The organism is Nisaea acidiphila, from assembly GCF_024662015.1.
Lineage (GTDB): Bacteria > Pseudomonadota > Alphaproteobacteria > Thalassobaculales > Thalassobaculaceae > Nisaea > Nisaea acidiphila.
The window spans coordinates 2,149,863-2,166,392 of sequence record NZ_CP102480.1 but is presented as its reverse complement, the minus strand read 5'-3'; the positions used below and the strand labels follow the sequence as shown (position 1 = coordinate 2,166,392).

General features: G+C 64.3%; 17 protein-coding genes. 13 read left to right on the top strand and 4 right to left on the bottom strand.

The genetic code is table 11. The features are described 5' to 3' along the window. Position 1: 1 nt before the first annotated feature. Positions 2-2,035, bottom strand: coding sequence for a 4Fe-4S binding protein (locus tag NUH88_RS10065; RefSeq protein WP_257771856.1), 2,034 nt, complete (start codon positions 2,033-2,035; stop codon positions 2-4). 123 nt (positions 2,036-2,158) lie between these two features. Here NUH88_RS10065 and NUH88_RS10060 point away from each other — a divergent pair, with 123 nt between their 5' ends. The 12 genes from NUH88_RS10060 to NUH88_RS10005 all read left to right on the top strand — a co-directional run bounded on the left by NUH88_RS10060 (position 2,159) and on the right by NUH88_RS10005 (position 12,280). Then, on the top strand, positions 2,159-2,701 hold the full coding sequence (locus tag NUH88_RS10060) for a DUF3305 domain-containing protein (protein WP_257771855.1): 543 nt from the start codon (positions 2,159-2,161) through the stop codon (positions 2,699-2,701). Continuing rightward, the gene (locus tag NUH88_RS10055) at positions 2,694-3,275 is read left to right on the top strand and encodes a DUF3306 domain-containing protein (protein WP_257771853.1); all 582 of its coding nucleotides are present in this window, start codon (positions 2,694-2,696) and stop codon (positions 3,273-3,275) included. Before NUH88_RS10060 ends, NUH88_RS10055 begins: the two co-directional genes overlap by 8 nt. 169 nt (positions 3,276-3,444) lie before the next feature. Next, entirely contained in the window at positions 3,445-4,047 is a 603-nt protein-coding gene (locus NUH88_RS10050; RefSeq protein ID WP_257771851.1) for a TorD/DmsD family molecular chaperone, read from the top strand. 89 nt (positions 4,048-4,136) lie between these two features. Then, positions 4,137-4,331: a twin-arginine translocation signal domain-containing protein gene (locus NUH88_RS10045; protein ID WP_257771850.1), complete on the top strand. Its 195-nt coding sequence runs from the start codon at positions 4,137-4,139 to the stop codon at positions 4,329-4,331. Between the two features lie 112 nt (positions 4,332-4,443). Beyond that, complete coding sequence (locus NUH88_RS10040; protein WP_257771848.1) at positions 4,444-7,314, top strand: formate dehydrogenase subunit alpha; 2,871 nt, start codon at positions 4,444-4,446, stop codon at positions 7,312-7,314. 12 nt (positions 7,315-7,326) lie between these two features. After that, complete coding sequence (fdh3B, locus tag NUH88_RS10035; protein WP_257771846.1) at positions 7,327-7,923, top strand: formate dehydrogenase FDH3 subunit beta; 597 nt, start codon at positions 7,327-7,329, stop codon at positions 7,921-7,923. A 187-nt stretch (positions 7,924-8,110) separates the two neighbouring features. Next, positions 8,111-8,317, top strand: coding sequence for a hypothetical protein (locus tag NUH88_RS10030; RefSeq protein WP_257771845.1), 207 nt, complete (start codon positions 8,111-8,113; stop codon positions 8,315-8,317). A 19-nt stretch (positions 8,318-8,336) separates the two neighbouring features. Continuing rightward, positions 8,337-9,419: a formate dehydrogenase subunit gamma gene (locus tag NUH88_RS10025; protein ID WP_257771844.1), complete on the top strand. Its 1,083-nt coding sequence runs from the start codon at positions 8,337-8,339 to the stop codon at positions 9,417-9,419. A gap of 67 nt (positions 9,420-9,486) precedes the next feature. Continuing rightward, a complete protein-coding gene (locus NUH88_RS10020) occupies positions 9,487-10,809 on the top strand; it encodes a c-type cytochrome (protein WP_257771842.1) in 1,323 nt (440 codons plus the stop codon). A 13-nt stretch (positions 10,810-10,822) separates the two neighbouring features. Continuing rightward, positions 10,823-10,954: a hypothetical protein gene (locus NUH88_RS10015; RefSeq protein WP_257771840.1), complete on the top strand. Its 132-nt coding sequence runs from the start codon at positions 10,823-10,825 to the stop codon at positions 10,952-10,954. Further along, positions 10,951-11,319: a c-type cytochrome gene (locus NUH88_RS10010; RefSeq protein WP_257771838.1), complete on the top strand. Its 369-nt coding sequence runs from the start codon at positions 10,951-10,953 to the stop codon at positions 11,317-11,319. The genes NUH88_RS10015 and NUH88_RS10010 overlap by 4 nt, the downstream gene beginning before the upstream one ends. Positions 11,320-11,389: 70 nt before the next feature. Beyond that, positions 11,390-12,280: a substrate-binding domain-containing protein gene (locus tag NUH88_RS10005; RefSeq protein WP_257771836.1), complete on the top strand. Its 891-nt coding sequence runs from the start codon at positions 11,390-11,392 to the stop codon at positions 12,278-12,280. Between the two features lie 21 nt (positions 12,281-12,301). Here NUH88_RS10005 and NUH88_RS10000 read toward each other — a convergent pair whose 3' ends face one another. From NUH88_RS10000 to NUH88_RS09990, 3 genes are read right to left on the bottom strand one after another with little or no spacing between them, the layout of a single operon-like run. Further along, a complete protein-coding gene (locus NUH88_RS10000; protein WP_257771834.1) occupies positions 12,302-13,132 on the bottom strand; it encodes an ABC transporter substrate-binding protein in 831 nt (276 codons plus the stop codon). Positions 13,133-13,163: 31 nt separating this feature from the next. Next, a complete protein-coding gene (locus NUH88_RS09995) occupies positions 13,164-13,949 on the bottom strand; it encodes an ATP-binding cassette domain-containing protein (protein ID WP_257771832.1) in 786 nt (261 codons plus the stop codon). Then, positions 13,942-14,649 carry an ABC transporter permease gene (locus NUH88_RS09990; protein ID WP_257771830.1) on the bottom strand — a complete coding sequence of 236 codons (708 nt, stop codon included), beginning with the start codon at positions 14,647-14,649 and terminating at the stop codon, positions 13,942-13,944. Before NUH88_RS09990 ends, NUH88_RS09995 begins: the two co-directional genes overlap by 8 nt. Before the next feature lie 196 nt (positions 14,650-14,845). Between NUH88_RS09990 and boxC the strand changes: the two genes are divergently transcribed. Next, the gene (gene boxC, locus NUH88_RS09985) at positions 14,846-16,498 is read left to right on the top strand and encodes a 2,3-epoxybenzoyl-CoA dihydrolase (protein ID WP_257771829.1); all 1,653 of its coding nucleotides are present in this window, start codon (positions 14,846-14,848) and stop codon (positions 16,496-16,498) included. Positions 16,499-16,530 lie beyond the last annotated feature (32 nt).

Sequence of the window (16,530 nt, the reverse complement as noted above, 5' to 3'; positions counted from 1 at the left end):
GTCAGTGGATGTTCTCGTCCTCGTCGGGGATCTTGCCGTCGATATAATCCTCGGTCGTCCGCACTGCGGGCCGGGCGCCGCCGCGCATCGGATCGTCCTTGCCCTCGAACTGGTCGACCACCCTGCAGTCCTCGCACATCTGCAGCCGCCTTGCCGCTTCAGGCGATTTGAACATCGGGTGCTTCTCCGCCAGCGTGGCGACGATCCGCTCGATCGAGCTCTTGGCCGCGAAGGGCTTGCCGCAACGAACGCAGTGAAACGGCTCCTCCTCCTTCATCACCGCCGGCGATTTCGCCTCGGTCAGGAAGTTCAGCCGCGGCTCCAGCGTGATCGCGCTTTCTGGGCAGGTGTTCTGGCAAAGCCCGCATTGCACACAGTTGTTTTCGATGAAGGACAGTTCCGGCTTGTCCGGATTGTCCTGCAAGGCGCCGGCGGGGCAGGCGCCGACGCAGGCGAGGCAAAGCGTGCAGGCCTCCGCGTCGACCGCGACCCGGCCATAGGGTGCGCCGGGCGGCAAGGCGATGATGTCGGCGGACTCCGGCGCCGCCAGCCGAAGCTGGGCGAGCGCCGTGTCCATGATTTCCCGTTTGCCGCCGAGGGCGAGAAAGGGGCGCGGCGTGACCCCGCCGGTTTTGGGCAGGCTCCAGAACCGGGTTTCGACAGCGTCCGGGTCGGCCTCGATCAGAAGCTCGACAAGGCCGCTCTCGAAACCGAGTCCGGTCAGCACGGTTTCCGCCAGTCCGATTTGGCTCGCGAGGCCCGAGATCTCCTCCCGTTTCGTCGGATGCGCATAGAGCACCACCCGGCCGACGCCGTTGGCAAAGGCGGCGGCGAGGAAATCGAGGCCGACCTGTGTCGTCTGCGTGACCGCGAAAGGCAGCACATGCGCCGGCAGGCCGCGTCCGAAGCGGGCCATCATATCGATCATCTGGCCCCCATGCTCGGCGTCGTGCACGAAGAGCGTCGCGTGTTTTCCGCCCGCATCGCCGTAGGCCTGCATCAGTGCGCTCAGGCGCGCGATTAGCGTGGCCGTTGCCGGGAAGGTGTAGTGCGCGGCGCCGGTCGGGCAGACCGAGTTGCAGGCGCCGCAGCCGCCGCAGACATACGGATCGAAGGCGACGATGTCTCCGTCCGGGCTGACGGCGCCCGCGGGGCACACGTCGATGCAGCGCGAGCAGCCGGTCTTGCGGTTGCGGGAATGGGCGCAGAGATCCGCGTCGAAGTCGACATAGCGAGGCTTGGCGAACTCGCCAACCATGTCGGCAAGTTCGAACAGGGCCTTCTGAACCGCCACGGGATCGCCCGGATCGGGGCGGAAGTATCCGTCGCGCTTCTCGTGTCCAGTGAAGAGCGGGGTCTCGCCGGTCAGGTCCAGGATAAGGTCGCAGGTCGACATCGCGCCGTCCTGCGGGCGCTCGAAACGGAAGGAGTCCCGGCTTGCCGGGTCCGCCGGCCCGTAATTGTCGACGGCGATCTCGAAGGCGCCCAGATGTCCTTTGGCACGCGCAACCCGGCCCTGGAAAACAGGCACGTCCATCACCGCAGGCGGAACGATGTCGTTGCTCTGTTTCAGCAGCAAGGTGACGTCAAGACGAGAGGCGAGCTGGCGTGCGGCATCGAGTGCCGACTGGTCCTTGCCGTAGACCAGGCAAACTCCCTCCGAGCTCAGTGGCACCTGCGTCGTCGGTGCGCCGCTGACAGCGGCCTCGGCGATCAGGGCCGCGATCTTGGGGCCGGCCTGTTCCGCCTCCCCGGACCAGCCCGCGCGTTCGCGGATATTGACGAAGGTGAGGGTCTCCTCCTCGCCGTTCGCTTCCGCCGCGACCTCGGTGAAAAGCGGGGCTTCCTGTGTGCAGCAGACCGTTACCGCGCCGCCGGAGGTTACCGCATCGCGAAAATTTCCGAGCTGCGAACGGCAGAGCGCGGAGTGGATGAAGGGCGTGTTTCCGTCGCGCGAAAGCGCGGAAGCGCTGGCGTCCAGAGGCATGGAGCCATTGCAATTGCAGATCAGCAGCCGCCCGTTTTCGGTGGCCATAAATGTCTCTCCCGTGCGCGCTTTGTTTGATCGAGGCTTTCCCCTGCGCGCTTTTGCTACACATATTTGCAACAGGAGGCGGCCGGGGCAATGATCCCGGTAGAGGGAATCCGAGGAGTGGAAATGGAACGCAGCCGGACGATCCCGGTTGGTGTGGTGCTGGAGCGCAGGAAGCTCGACAATCCCTGGCAGGATCACAGCTGGAGCGCCGTCTCCGTCATTGTCGGCGCGCCGGAGGTGGCCGAATGGAAGCTGCTCGAAAAAGCCGAAGGCGCCGAGCGTTACCATGCCGCCACACTCCCGCTGACCCTGTTCCGGGGAGAAACCGAGCCCTATAAGGTCAACCTCGCCGGCACCCCGTCGGTTTATGTCGTGTTGCGCGCGGACGACGATCCAGATTCGCCGTACGAGGTGGTCCCATTCCTGGTCACTGCATCTGCCTACGAGGCGCAGGACTATCTCGATTCGGGCGAGGAGATCGTCGAGGCGGTCCCGATGCCCGATGGCCTGATCGCCTGGGTGCAGGAATTCTGCGACCGGCATCACGAGGACGAGGTTTTCGTAAAGCGCAAGCGCAGCGACCACCGCAAGGAGCAGGACAAGTTCGCCCGCCGCCCGGCGGTCGACGCGCCGCGGAACGGTTCCGGGAGACGTCGTCTTGTCTGAGAGGGACGACATTCCCGGCCGGGGTTTTCTCGGTCGCTGGTCAGAGCGCAAACAGGCTTCTCGGGAGCCTGTCGAGGCGAGCGCTGCGCTGTCGATCCCAGAGCCGGCGCCCGAGACTGCCTTGCCCGAACTCTACGTCGGCGATGAGCGGCCGTTGACCGAAGAGGAGGAAGCCGTCGTCGCGGCCCTTCCGGATATTGAAAGCCTCGATGCGGAGAGCGATTTCACTCCCTTCATGCAGACCAATGTCCCGGAATTTCTGCGGCGCCGTGCGCTACGCGCGCTCTGGCGACTGAATCCGGTGCTGGCCAATGTCGATGGGCTGATCGATTACGGCGAGGACTACACGGACGCCGCGACCGTTATCGAGGGCCTGCAGACCGCGTACAAGGTGGGACGAGGGTTTCTGACAGACGAAGATCTCGGGATCGAGCCGGAGGCCGGTGACGATGCGCAGAACGGGGAGACATCTGGCGACGGCGTTGCGGCGGCGGAGCCGGACGCAACCGAAACGGACAGCGCCGCGGGCGATACGGAAGAAGACGAAGAAGTCGGCGACGGCGATCTCGTCTGAGAAACCGGCACCCGCATGGTGGAAAGCCGGTGCGGTGCCACACGTGAATATGTGGACTTCGGTCCGCAGTGAGCGTAGCGTGAAAGTCTAAAAACAGGGCTAAATGCCTGACGAGTGTGAAAGTTCGCAGCTGGTTTAAAAAAGCGGACTCGCTAAGGAGATTGGGCTGGTGACAGAAACCGCCCGCAGTCTGGTGTCGGAAGAAGACGCCGTTCGTGCGCATTGGTACGGGTTGCTCGCGCATTTTCTTGCGCGGCCGCCTGTTGCCGAAAGTCTCGAGATTGCCCGGAGCCTCGGCGGGGACGACACGCCGCTCGGCAAATCAGTCGCGGCTTTCGCCGCGGCAGCGCGCGCGGCGACACCCGAGTCCGGAAATGACGAATTCCATCAGCTTTTCTACGGTGTCGGCCGCGGGGAACTGGTGCCGCACGGCTCATTCTACCTGACCGGATTCCTGAACGAAAAACCGCTCGCCGATCTGCGCGACGACTTGGCCCGGCTCGGGGTCGCGCGGGCCGACGATGTCAAGGAGCCGGAGGACCATATCGCCGCCCTTTGCGATGTGATGGCTGGCATGATCCGCGGCGATTTCGGGCCGGCCTGCCACCTCGATCGCCAGGCGGAGTTTTTCGACAAGCATCTCGCGCCCTGGGCGGAGAAATTCTTCGAGGATCTCGAAGGCGCGAAAGCCTCGGTTCTCTATATGCCTCTCGGGTCCATCGGACGGCAGTTCATGGCCATCGAGGGCGAAAGTTTCCGCATGCTCGGCTGAGGCCGGGCAGCGGCAAACCTCTTGCGCCGGGCACGGGCCGGCGGCGGAGCAACATATCGGACCCGTGCGGAGCAGAACGGAGTTTGGTGATGGCGAAAGCAAAAAAGCCCGAATCCTCACGCCGTGATTTCCTGAAATTGTCGGGCATCGGCGCAGCCGCCGGTGCGGCGGCGATTGCCGGGGCGCAGAAACCTGCCGAGGCCGCCGAGCGGCCCGAAAAGGTCAGTGCCGGCTACAGGGAAACCGCGCATGTGAAGACGGCATACGCCTTGTCACGCTTCTAGAGCGGACGGGGGAAGGGCCGTCCCAAACGGGAGGTCCGGGGCGCCACATGCTGGGGTGCCCTCTGAAACATAAGCGGTCGGGCAAAGAGGCCGTAATGTTCGGGAGAACGATATGTTGATGAAGAAGACAGGCGGGCGCGCTGCGTCCTCGCGCATGTCTCGCGCTCTGACCGGCCAGGCCGGCAGCGCGATCGACCGGAGAACGTTCCTGCAACGCTCCGGAATTACCGTCGGCGGTCTCGCCGCGGCGGCCGCCCTTGGCGGCGGCATGGTCAAGAAGGCCGAAGCGCAGGCCAATCCGCTGGCCGGGATCGAAACGATCCGTTCGGTCTGTACCCACTGCTCCGTCGGCTGCACGGTCGAGGCGGAAGTGCGGAATGGCGTGTGGATCGGCCAGGAGCCGGGCTTCGACAGCCCGTTCAACCTCGGTTCGCACTGCGCCAAGGGCGCCGCGGTCCGCGAGCACGCCCATGGCGAGCGCCGGCTGAAATATCCGATGAAGCTGGTCAACGGGAAGTACCAGAAGATCAGCTGGGAGCAGGCGATCAACGAGATCGGCGACAAGATGTTGCAGATCCGTCAGGAGAGCGGCCCGGATTCGGTTTACTGGCTCGGCTCGGCCAAGCACAACAACGAGCAGGCTTACCTGTTCCGCAAGTTCTACGCTTTCTGGGGCACCAACAACGGTGACCACCAGGCGCGTATCTGTCACTCGACCACAGTCGCGGGTGTTGCGAACACCTGGGGCTACGGCGCGATGACGAACAGCTATAACGACATCCACAACAGCCGCGCGATCTTCGTCATCGGCGGCAACCCGGCCGAGGCCCATCCGGTCTCGCTGCTCCACCTGCTCCGGGCGAAGGAACAGAATTCGGCCCCGCTGATCGTCTGCGACCCGCGCTTCACGCGGACCGCGGCGCATGCGACCGAATATGTCCGCTTCCGTCCGGGCTCCGACGTCGCGCTCATCTGGGGCATTCTCTGGCACATCTTCGAGAACGGCTGGGAAGACAAGGAATTCATCCGTCAGCGCGTCTGGGGGATGGAAGAGATCAAAGCCGAGGTGAAGAAGTGGAACCCGGAGGAGACCGAGCGGGTCACCGGGGTTCCGGGCTCGCAGCTCCGCCGGGTCGCGCGTACCATGGTGAACAACCGTCCGGGCACCGTGATCTGGTGCATGGGCGGGACCCAGCACACCAACGGCAACAACAACACCCGGGCCTACTGCATCCTGCAGCTCGCGCTCGGTAACATGGGCAAGGCCGGCGGCGGCACCAATATCTTCCGTGGCCACGACAACGTGCAGGGCGCGACCGACCTCGGCGTTCTCTCGCACACCCTGCCCGGTTACTACGGTCTCAGCACCGGTGCCTGGAAGCACTGGTCGCGGGTCTGGGACGTCGATTACGACTATCTGCTCGGTCGCTTTGGCGACAAGAAGCTGATGGAATCCAGCGGCATTCCGGTGTCGCGCTGGATCGACGGCGTGCTTGAGGACAAGGCCAACATGGACCAGCCCGAGAATGTCCGGGCGATGGTGCTGTGGGGGCATGCCCCGAACTCGCAGACCCGTATGGTCGAGATGAAGAAGGCGATGGAGAAGCTCGACCTCCTCGTCGTTGTCGACCCCTATCCGACGGTTTCCGCCGTGCTGCACGACCGCAAGGAAGGTGCCTACCTCCTGCCGGCCTGCACGCAGTTCGAGACTTACGGCTCGGTGACCGCCTCCAACCGCTCGATCCAGTGGCGCGAAAAGGTGGTGGACCCGCTCTTCGAATCGAAGACGGACCACGAGATCATGTATCTCTTCGCCGAGAAGTTCGGCATGGCCGACGAGATGTTCAAGCACATCAAGGTCGAGAACAAGGTGCCTCACATCGAGGACGTCACGGCCGAGATCAACAAGGGCATGTGGACCATCGGCTATACCGGCCAGTCGCCGGAACGGCTGCGCAAGCACATGGCCAACCAGCACACCTTCGACAAGACCACGCTACAGGCGATGGGCGGTCCGTGCGACGGCGACTATTACGGTATGCCGTGGCCGTCCTGGGGCACACCGGAAATGAACCATCCGGGCACCCCGATCCTCTACGATCCGTCGAAGCCGGTCTCCGAAGGCGGGCTCACCTTCCGTGCGCGCTTCGGCGTCGAACGGAACGGCGACAACCTGCTGGCGGTCGATTCCTACAGCGTGAATTCGGACATTAAGGACGGCTATCCCGAATTCACCATGGCCATGCTGAAGAAACTCGGCTGGGACAAGGATCTGACCGACGAGGAACGCAAGACCATCGAAGGCATTGCGGGCGACAAGACGAACTGGAAGACCGACCTTTCCGGCGGTATCCAGCGCGTCGCGATCAAGCACGAATGCGCTCCGTTCGGTAATGCGAAGGCACGTGCCGTGGTCTGGACCTTCCCGGATCCGGTGCCGCTCCATCGCGAGCCGCTCTATACCTCGCGGCGGGATCTCGTGGCCGACTATCCGACCTACGAGGACCGGAAGGCGTATCGTCTGCCGACGCTCTATGCGTCGATCCAGAAGAACGACTTCTCCAAGGACTTCCCGATCATCCTCACCTCCGGCCGTCTGGTCGAGTACGAGGGCGGCGGGGACGAGACCCGGTCGAACCCGTGGCTCGCCGAGCTGCAGCAGGACATGTTCATCGAGATCAATCCGCGCGATGCCAACAATGCGGGCATCCGTGACGGAAGCATGGTCTGGGTGACCGGTCCCGAGAACGGCAAGGTCAAGGTCAAGGCAATGGTCACCGAACGGGTCGGCACGGGCGTCGCCTTCATGCCGTTCCACTTCGGCGGGCATTTCCAGGGGGAGGATCTCCGGAGCAAGTATCCGGACGGCGCCGATCCCTATGTCCTCGGCGAATCCACGAACACTGCGCAGACCTACGGTTACGATTCGGTCACGCAGATGCAGGAAACCAAGGCGACCCTCTGTCGCATCGAGCCTGCGTAAGGGAGGGAAACAATGGCACGTATGAAGTTCCTTTGTGACGCCGAGCGCTGCATCGAATGCAACGCCTGCGTCACGGCCTGCAAGAACGAGCATGAGGTTCCCTGGGGCGTGAACCGCCGCCGTGTCGTCACCATCAATGACGGCAAGCCCGGCGAACGGTCCATCTCGGTGGCCTGCATGCATTGCTCGGACGCACCCTGCATGGCGGTGTGCCCGGTCGATTGCTTCTATCAGACCGACGAGGGTGTGGTTCTGCACTCCAAGGATCTGTGCATCGGCTGCGGCTATTGCCTTTATGCCTGTCCGTTCGGGGCACCGCAGTACCCGCAAGCCGGCAATTTCGGCAGCCGCGGCAAGATGGACAAGTGCACCTTCTGCGCCGGCGGTCCGGAAGACGATCACAGCTCGGTCGAGTTCCAGAAGTACGGCCGGAACCGCCTCGCCGAGGGCAAACTGCCGCTTTGCGCGGAAATGTGCTCGACCAAGGCACTGCTCGCCGGTGACGGGGACGTGGTCTCCGCCATCTATCGCGAGCGGACCGTGGCCCGCGGCTTCGGCTCGGGCGCGTGGGGCTGGGGCACGGCCTACGACCAGAAAACGGGCGGCTAAACGCTCCCCGCCGGGGGCCGCTTGCCGGCCCCCGGGTTCTGGTCAGTGACCCGATATGTTTGGTTTTTTGACATCAATCCGGCCCACGGTGCCCAACGGCGCCGTGGGTCTGGTTGACTCTCGGTCCGACCGCGAAACACCGGGACTTCGGCATCGCGGACGGCGCATTTCAAGGAGTGATTCGGGCATGGAAATTTCGCGTCCGGCCGTGTTCCGCGGACTGGCCTTCGCAGCTTTGGCGATGCTCCTGCTTGCCGGGTGCCGCGAGCACGAGCAGAACAGGGTCCTCCTCTATAAGAAAGGCACCTATCTCGGTGCCGAAGACCAATCGCTTTCCGAAGAGACCCTGTCGGAAATCCGCAATCGCGGACGCCGGCAGAGTTTCGACCTCTAGGCCTCCGGGAGGAAATCGCATGACGAGTTCACATTGCTTCGGGCGCCTCGCGGGCATTGCCCTCGCCGTTTTCCTGTTTGCCGGTTTCGCTGCGGCGACCGGCATGGCTCTCGTGCCGGAGGCGGCCGCGCAGCAGGCGGGACAGGTACCCGGCAACACGCTCGGAACCTCAAGCGACTCCGATTTCTGGCGTCAGGTCCGTCAGGGTCAGCAGGGACAGGTTTCCATCCCCGATGCCCGTGCCGGGGTCATGATCCAGTCCGAGGGGGACAATTGGCGGGCCTTCCGCAACGGGCCGCTTTCGCTCTACGGCGCCTGGGCGCTTCTCGGCATCCTCATTCTGCTCAGCCTGTTCTTCATCCTGCGCGGCCGGATCAAGGTCGAGCACGGTCTCAGCGGCAAGCTGATAGAGCGTTTTAACTCGGTCGAGCGGTTTGCCCACTGGCTGACGGCGACCAGTTTCGTTGTCCTCGCGCTGACCGGGCTGAACGTGCTGTACGGCCGCTATGCGCTTTTGCCGGTGATCGGCCCGGACGCTTTTTCGGCGATCACCATCGCGGGCAAGTACCTGCATAATTACATCGCCTTTGCCTTCATGGTCGGCGTGGTGATGATGTTCGTGCTCTGGGTGAAGCACAACATTCCGAACCGCCTGGACCTGGTCTGGCTGGCGAAGGCCGGGGGCCTGTTCACCAAGGGTGTGCATCCGTCCTCGAAGAAATTCAACGCGGGCCAGAAGGTGATCTTCTGGTCGGTGATTCTCGGCGGCGTCTCGATCAGCGCGTCCGGGATCGCCCTGCTCTTTCCCTTTGAGCTTCATATGTTCGGCAAGACCTTCGCCGTGCTGAACATGTTTGGTGCGAACCTTCCAGCCGATCTCACGGTGATGCAGGAGATGCAGCTCTCGCAGCTCTGGCACTCGATCGTGGGGCTCGCCCTGATCGTGATCATCATCGCCCATATCTATATCGGTTCCATCGGCATGGAGGGGGCGTTCGACGCCATGGGCAGCGGCATGGTCGACGAGAACTGGGCCAAGGAGCACCATGACCTCTGGGTCGAGGAAGTTCAGGCGCGCCAGGCCTCGGCCGGGTCGGACTAGCCCGCGCGAGGCTGCGGTGGGGCACGGGAACGCGGGTTCCTCCCTGAAACCTGGCGGCGCGATCCGGATGAGGATCGCGTCCGCTCTTCTGTTTGCGACGGCATCGGCTGTGCCTGTCGAAGCCGAGCTGATCGGCCATGGCGGGCCGGTACATGCCATCGTTGTCGCGCCGGACGGCATGACAGCGCTCACCGCCGGCTTCGATTATTCGGTAATCTATTGGGATCTTCCGCAGGAGCGGGCCCGGCGTCTGATGTATGGCCACGACGCGGCGGTCAGCGACGTCGCTTTCGTGCCCGGATCTTCGCGCGCGGTTTCCGGTGGCAATGACGGCGCGGTCTATCTCTGGACCCTTGGGCAAACCGAACCGGCCGCGTTGCTGACCCGCCACCGGGGCCGGGTGGCCGCGATCGCCGTCGCGCCCGACGGGAGCCGGGTCGCCTCCGCGGGGTTCGACGGACTGATCCATGTCGCCCCGCTGGACGGCAACGGAGAGCTCAAGGTTCTGAAGGGGCATGCCGGCCCGGTGAACGCGGTCCAGTTCATGACGCACGGCGCGCGCTTGTTGAGTGCCGGTTACGACGGGACGGTCCGCATCTGGGAGCCGGATGCGAATGCGGTTCCCGAGATTTTCGCCGAGGTCGGATTGCCGGTGAACAAGTTGTTCCTGGCCCCGGACGAACGCACGCTGGTCGTTGCCGGAACCGACGAGGCGGTCCGGCTGTTCGATCTCGAGAGCGGCAAAGAGCGACGATTTATGCTGGGCCACGAGGCGCCGGTACTCTCGATCGATGTCGATCTGGACGGCAAGCGCTTCGCAACCGGCGGAGCGAAAGGACAGATCGTGCTCTGGTCGCTCGCCGACGGTCGCCCGCTGCAGACCCTCCGCGGTCACGAGGGACCGGTCTGGTCCGTCACCTTCACGCCGGACGGGAGACAGCTGCTCTCCGCCGGTCGCGATGCCAAGGTTGCGCGATGGGACCTGGAAAGCGGTCGCGAGATCGGTGCCACGCGCGCGCCGGAAGCGGCGCTTTTCGTCCCGGAAGGGGATGCGCTCGCGGCACGCGGGGCGGAATTGTTCGGCACCTGCGCGGTCTGCCACACGCTGGCCCCGGACGGTGGCAATCGGGCCGGGCCAACGCTCTTCGGCGTTTTCGGCCGCCGGGTCGGCAGCGTCGAAGGCTATCCCTATTCCAGGGCGCTCCGCGAGAGCGACATCGTCTGGAGCGAACAGACCATTGGAGAGTTGTTCGAAAAGGGGCCGGAGCATGTCGTCCCCGGCACCAAGATGCCGCTGCAGAGGCTCGGCAGTGGCGAGGACAGGAAAGCCCTTCTGCATTTTCTGCGCGCCGCGCTCGCGGAGGCCGAACGACAATACGGACGGAATTGAGGAGACCTTCGATATGAAAGCTTTTGTTGTTTCACTGATCGGAATCGTCGTTTGTGCCGGTCTTGCCTGGTTCGGGCTCGGTCAGCTCGATTTCAGCAGCGAGCATGTCAACCAGACCAGCACCGGAAACGTCCGGCTCGAATGATGCGCCGCCGGCTGCAGGCTATTCTCGTTCTTGGCGCCCTGTGTGCCGGGGAGGCGCATGCCGACGAGGCCGCGCTCGTCGCGGCGGGGCGGGAGATCTCGCTGCAACACTGCGGGCGGTGCCATGTGATCGATCCGGCGCACGGTATCGGCGGGATCGGAAGCACGCCCTCCTTCAAATTGCTGATGTCCTTGGCCGACGGAGAACAGCGCTTCGTCACCTTCTTCGACCGGCGGCCCCATGGCGGTTTCATCCGCATGGAAGGGGTCGAGCGCCTGACGCCCCTGCCGCCGAGCGCCGCCGAAATTCATCTGACCGCGGACGATCTCGACGCGATCGTCGCGTTCGCGCTGTCTCTTAAATAGCGCCGGATTGACGCTGGCCGATCCCGTCATTAAGGCTGATGGGAGCAATTTTTCCGGACCATCGAAACAGATGACAGCGGCCCCAGCCTTTCTCACCGTGCGTGAACTTGCCGATTTGCTTCGCGTCAAGGAGCGCAAGGTTTATCAGCTCGCCGCCGACGGCGAGGTGCCGTGCCGGCGCGTAACAGGGAAGCTGCTGTTCCCGCGCGACGAGATCGAGGCATGGATCGGAGGAGGGGATGACTCCGCTGGCGTTCCGGAGGTATCTGGAATGCGCCCGGCCATTGTTGCCGGCAGTCACGATCCCTTGCTGGACTGGGCGATCCGGGAGTCCGGCGCGGCTTTGCCGACGCTATTCGACGGCAGTCTCGACGGGCTGCACCGGTTTCAGCGGCGCGAGGTCTCGGTCGCCGCCATTCATATCCCCGAAGCAGCAGGAGTGCGCTGGAACCTGGATGCCGTCGATGCGCTTGGTCCGAGACGGGACGCGGTACTGATTTCCTGGGCCAGACGGTCGCGGGGACTGATTGTCGCCGCCGGGAATCCTCTTGGCATTGCAACCGTCACGGATCTTGAGGGGCGCCGGGTGATTCCGCGTCAGGATATGGCCGGAAGCCAGATCCTCCTGCGCCAGCTGCTGGACGAGTCAGGTCTCGGCGAAGCCGATATCAGGAGGATCGACCCGCCGGCGAGGACCGAATCCGAAGTGGCGGAGGCGGTGCATGCGGGACGCGCCGATTGCGGGCTCGGGCTGGCGGCTGCGGCGGGGCAGAGTGATCTCGGCTTTGTCCCCCTGGTGGAAGAGGAATTCGATCTTCTGGTCTGCCGGAAATTCTATTTCGAGCGCCCTTTCCAGAGCTTGCTGGATTTCGCCCGTTCCGCTCTCTTCCGGGTTCGGGCGGAGGAACTCGGGGGCTATGATATTTCCGGGCTCGGCCGGATCCGGGACAACGCGCCCTGATCCGGCCGAACCGCTGAAGCGTCAGTTCGCGTTGGCGAAGAAAAGCTGCTGACCGTTCAGCTTGTAGCTGTTGATCGTGGCCTGACCGTCCGGGCCGGTGACCCAGTCGATGAAGGCCTGGCCCTCTTCCTTCTTCACGTTCGGATGTTTGGCCGGGTTCACCAGGATGACGCCGTACTGGTTGAAGAGCGCCTTGTCGCCCTCGACCTGGACCTTGAAATCGCCCTTGTTCTTGAAGCTGATCCAGGTGGCCCGGTCGGTCAGGGCATAGGCCCCCATGCCGACGGCGGCGTTCAGGGTCGCGCCCATGCCGGAGCCGGTCTCGCGATACCAGGACCCGCTGGACGCCGCGGCGTCCACGCCGGCAGCGTTCCAGAGCCGCTTTTCCTTCTTGTGGGTGCCGCTGTCGTCGCCGCGCGACGCGAAGGGAGCCGCCGCCGAGGCGATCATCTTCAGGGCTTCCGGTGCATTCCGCATGCCGCCGACCTTCGCCGGATCGGCGGCCGGGCCGACGATGACGAAGTCGTTGAACATGACGTCCTGGCGCTTCACCCCGAAGCCCTCGGCGACGAACTTCTCCTCGGCGGGCTTGGCATGCACGAAGAGAACGTCCCCGTCGCCGTTGCGTGCATTCTTCAGCGCCTGGCCGGTCCCAACGGCCACGACCCGTACCTCGATCCCGGTCTTCCCGGTGAATTTCGGCAGCATGTAGTCGAACAGTCCGGAATTCTGCGTCGAGGTCGTCGACTGCAGGATGATGAACTTGTCGGCGGCAATCGCGCCGCCGGCGCTGCCGAATCCGGTCAGTGCGGCCAGCACCAGCCCGGCAAGTAATTTCGTCAGATGTTTCATTCTCTTCGCTCCCTTAACTCGGTCTTCTCTCTCAGGATGTCGTGCCGTCCGGCAGATGCAGCCGTCCGGCAAGAAAATCGCGCGCCGCGGTACTGGCCGGCTGCTCGAAGAAGGTTTCGGCGGCGCTTTGTTCGGTGATCCGGCCGCGATCCATGAAGACGATCTCGCCTGCGAGGCGCTGCGCCTGATGCAGGTCGTGACTGATCATCACCACCTTGCAGCCGCGCCTGTCGGCGGCGAGGATCAGCGCCTCGATGGCCGCGGTGGAGGCCGGGTCGAGGCTGGCTGTCGGCTCGTCGAGGAACAGAACGTCCGGCCGCAGGCTGAGCGCGCGGGCAACCGCGAGGCGCTGTTGTTCGCCGCCGGAGAGGACCCGCGCCGGGCGTTTTGCCAGATGCGCGATCCCGGCTTCTTGAAGGGCCGCCTCAATGCGGGGACCGCGGTCGCCGCGCGCGACGCCGGCGGCTTTCAGCGCGTGCTCCATATTTGCGGCAACGGAACGCCGGAGCAGGACCGGTTTCTGGAACACCATCGCCTGGCGCCGCCGGACGGCGTCGGTCGCCTCTCCGCCGCGCCAGAGCACGCGGCCTCCGTGAGGCGTAATCAGACCGTGCAGGATCCGCATCAGGATGCTTTTGCCGGCACCGTTCGCGCCGAGGATCATGCTGACCCCGCCTTCGGCGATCTGCAGCGAGACGTCGTGCAACAGGGCGACGCCGTCGGGTGCGTAGCGGAGATCCTCCGCGCGCATCGGCAGCACCAGGTTCTGCCGGGTGAAGGAGGCGTTCCGGCTGACTTTCTCGGGCAGGTTATTCATAGGCGAACCGCCTGGCCGTGCCCTTGAGCGCCATCAGCGCGGCATTCACTGCAATCGAGATGCCGATCAGGATCAGTCCGAGCGCGAGGGCAAGGGCAAGGTCGCCTTTCGAAGTTTCCAGCGCGATCGCCGTGGTCATCACCCGGGTGACGTGATTGATGTTGCCGCCGACGATGATGACGGCACCGACCTCGGCGATGGCCCTACCGAACCCGGCCAGCGCAACGGTGATCAGCGAGAACCGGGCATCCCAGAGCAGGGTGGTGAGCGTATCGACCGGACCGAGGGCGAGGGAGCGGAGCTGTTCGTCGTATTCCCCGTGCAGATCGGCAATGACCTGCCGGGTCAGCGCTGTCGCGATCGGTGTCACCAGCACGGTCTGCGCGATGATCATCGCGGTCGGAGAATAGAGCAGCCCGAACCCACCGAGCGGCCCCGCATTCGAGAGCAGCATGTAGATGGCGAGGCCGACCACGACCGGCGGCAATCCCATCATGGCATTGGCGATCACCAGGATCGCGCCGCGGCCCGGAAAGCGGAAAATCGCGATGGCCGCGCCGAGCGACATGCCGATGGCCGAGGCTGCCAGCGTCGCCGAGAGACTGACCTTGAGGGACAGCAGCACGATTTCGGCGAGTTCCGGGTCCGCCGAGAAGATCAGGCTGAAGGCCAGCGAGAAGGATGCTGCAAAATCCTGCATAATTTTACGCTACACGCAGAAAATTTCGCAGACCAGTCGAATTTCCGTATTGCGGATCTCTCTGTTGCGCCGGGTTTCCGAAGGCTTTACGACCCGACATGCAAAATAATGCATGTCAAATTCCGAGATTGCATTATATTGCCACGCGACAAGAAACCGGCCCGGCCGAAGGCGGGCAATTGGGAGAGGCGCTGCAATGATGATCGATTTCCGGACCGATCCGTCCCGCTACAAGCACTGGAAGCTGGAATTCGACGGCCGGAGGGCCGACCTCATCATGGATGTAGACGAGAACGGCGGGCTGTTCGACGGTTACGAGCTGAAGCTCAATTCCTACGATCTCGGTGTCGATATCGAGCTGTATGACGCGATCCAGCGTCTGCGTTTCGAGCATCCCGAGGTCAAGGTCGTGGTGCTCCGCTCGGCCAAGGACCGGGTATTCTGCGCCGGCGCCAATATCCGCATGCTTGCGGGCGCGGCCCATGCCCACAAGGTGAATTTCTGCAAGTTCACCAACGAGACCCGGAACTATATGGAAGAGGCGAGTGCCGAGTCCGGCCAGAAATACCTCGCGGCGGTAACCGGGGCCTGCGCCGGCGGCGGCTACGAGCTGGCGCTGGCGACCGACCACATCATCCTGACCGATGACGGCTCCTCCTCGGTCGCCCTGCCGGAAGCGCCGCTGCTCGCCGTGCTGCCCGGCACGGGCGGTCTCACTCGCGTCACCGACAAGCGCAAGGTGCGCCGCGACCGCGCGGACGTGTTCTGCGCCATCGAGGAAGGGATCAAGGGCAAGCGCGCCGCCGATTGGCACCTGGTCGACGAGGTCGCCCCGAACTCGAAATTCGATGAGGTTGTTGCCGCCCGGGTCGCCGCGATGGCGGAAAGCTCCGACCGCCCGGCGGATTCGAAGGGGATCGCGTTCCCGAAGATCGAGCGCGAGATCGACGGCGATCTGATGCGCTACGATCTGGTCACGGTCGAGATCGACCGCGACGAGCGCAACGCGACCATTCTGCTCAAGGGACCGGAAGCGGACGCCCCGGCGGATGTGGCCGCGCTGGCCGCGCTCGGAACCGATTACTGGCTGCTGAAGCTCTGCCGCGAGCTGGACGACGCGATCCTGCATCTGCGCCTGAACGAGCTTGAGATCGGCACGCTGATCTTCAAGACCGTGGGCGACGGCGCCAAGGTTCTGGCGCATGACGCTTTTCTCGCCGCCAACCGGGACAACTGGCTCGCCCGCGAGATCCTGCTCTACTGGAAGCGGGTGATGAAACGCGTCGATGTCACCTCCCGCTCGCTGGTCGCGCTGGTCGAGCCGGGAAGCTGCTTCGCCGGCTCGCTCGCCGAGCTGCTGTTCGCCTCGGATCGTTCCTACATGCTGGAAGGCCAGCTCGACGGGGACAACCGGCCGCCGGCGGAGATCGTGCTCGGCCCGGCCAATTTCGGCCCGTTCCCCATGAGCAACGGGCTGACGCGGCTGGAAACCCGGTTCATCGGCGAGCCGGATACGCTGAAGGCGGCGCAGGAAAATGCCGGCGAGAGTCTGGATGCGGAGCGTGCCGACGAGCTCGGTCTCGTCACCTTCATCTTCGACGACATCGACTGGGAAGACGAGGTGCGCATCTTCCTCGAGGAGCGCGCCAGCTACTCTCCGGATGCGCTCACCGGCATGGAGGCCAACCTCCGCTTTGCCGGGCCCGAGACCATGGAAACCAAGATCTTCGGACGGCTGACCGCTTGGCAGAACTGGATCTTCCAGCGCCCGAACGCCGTCGGCCCCGAGGGCGCGCTCGGCCGATACGGCACCGGCCGCAAGCCCGAATACGACATCAAGCGGGTCTGATCCCCACGCTAAAAGACGATCGGACCTGAACA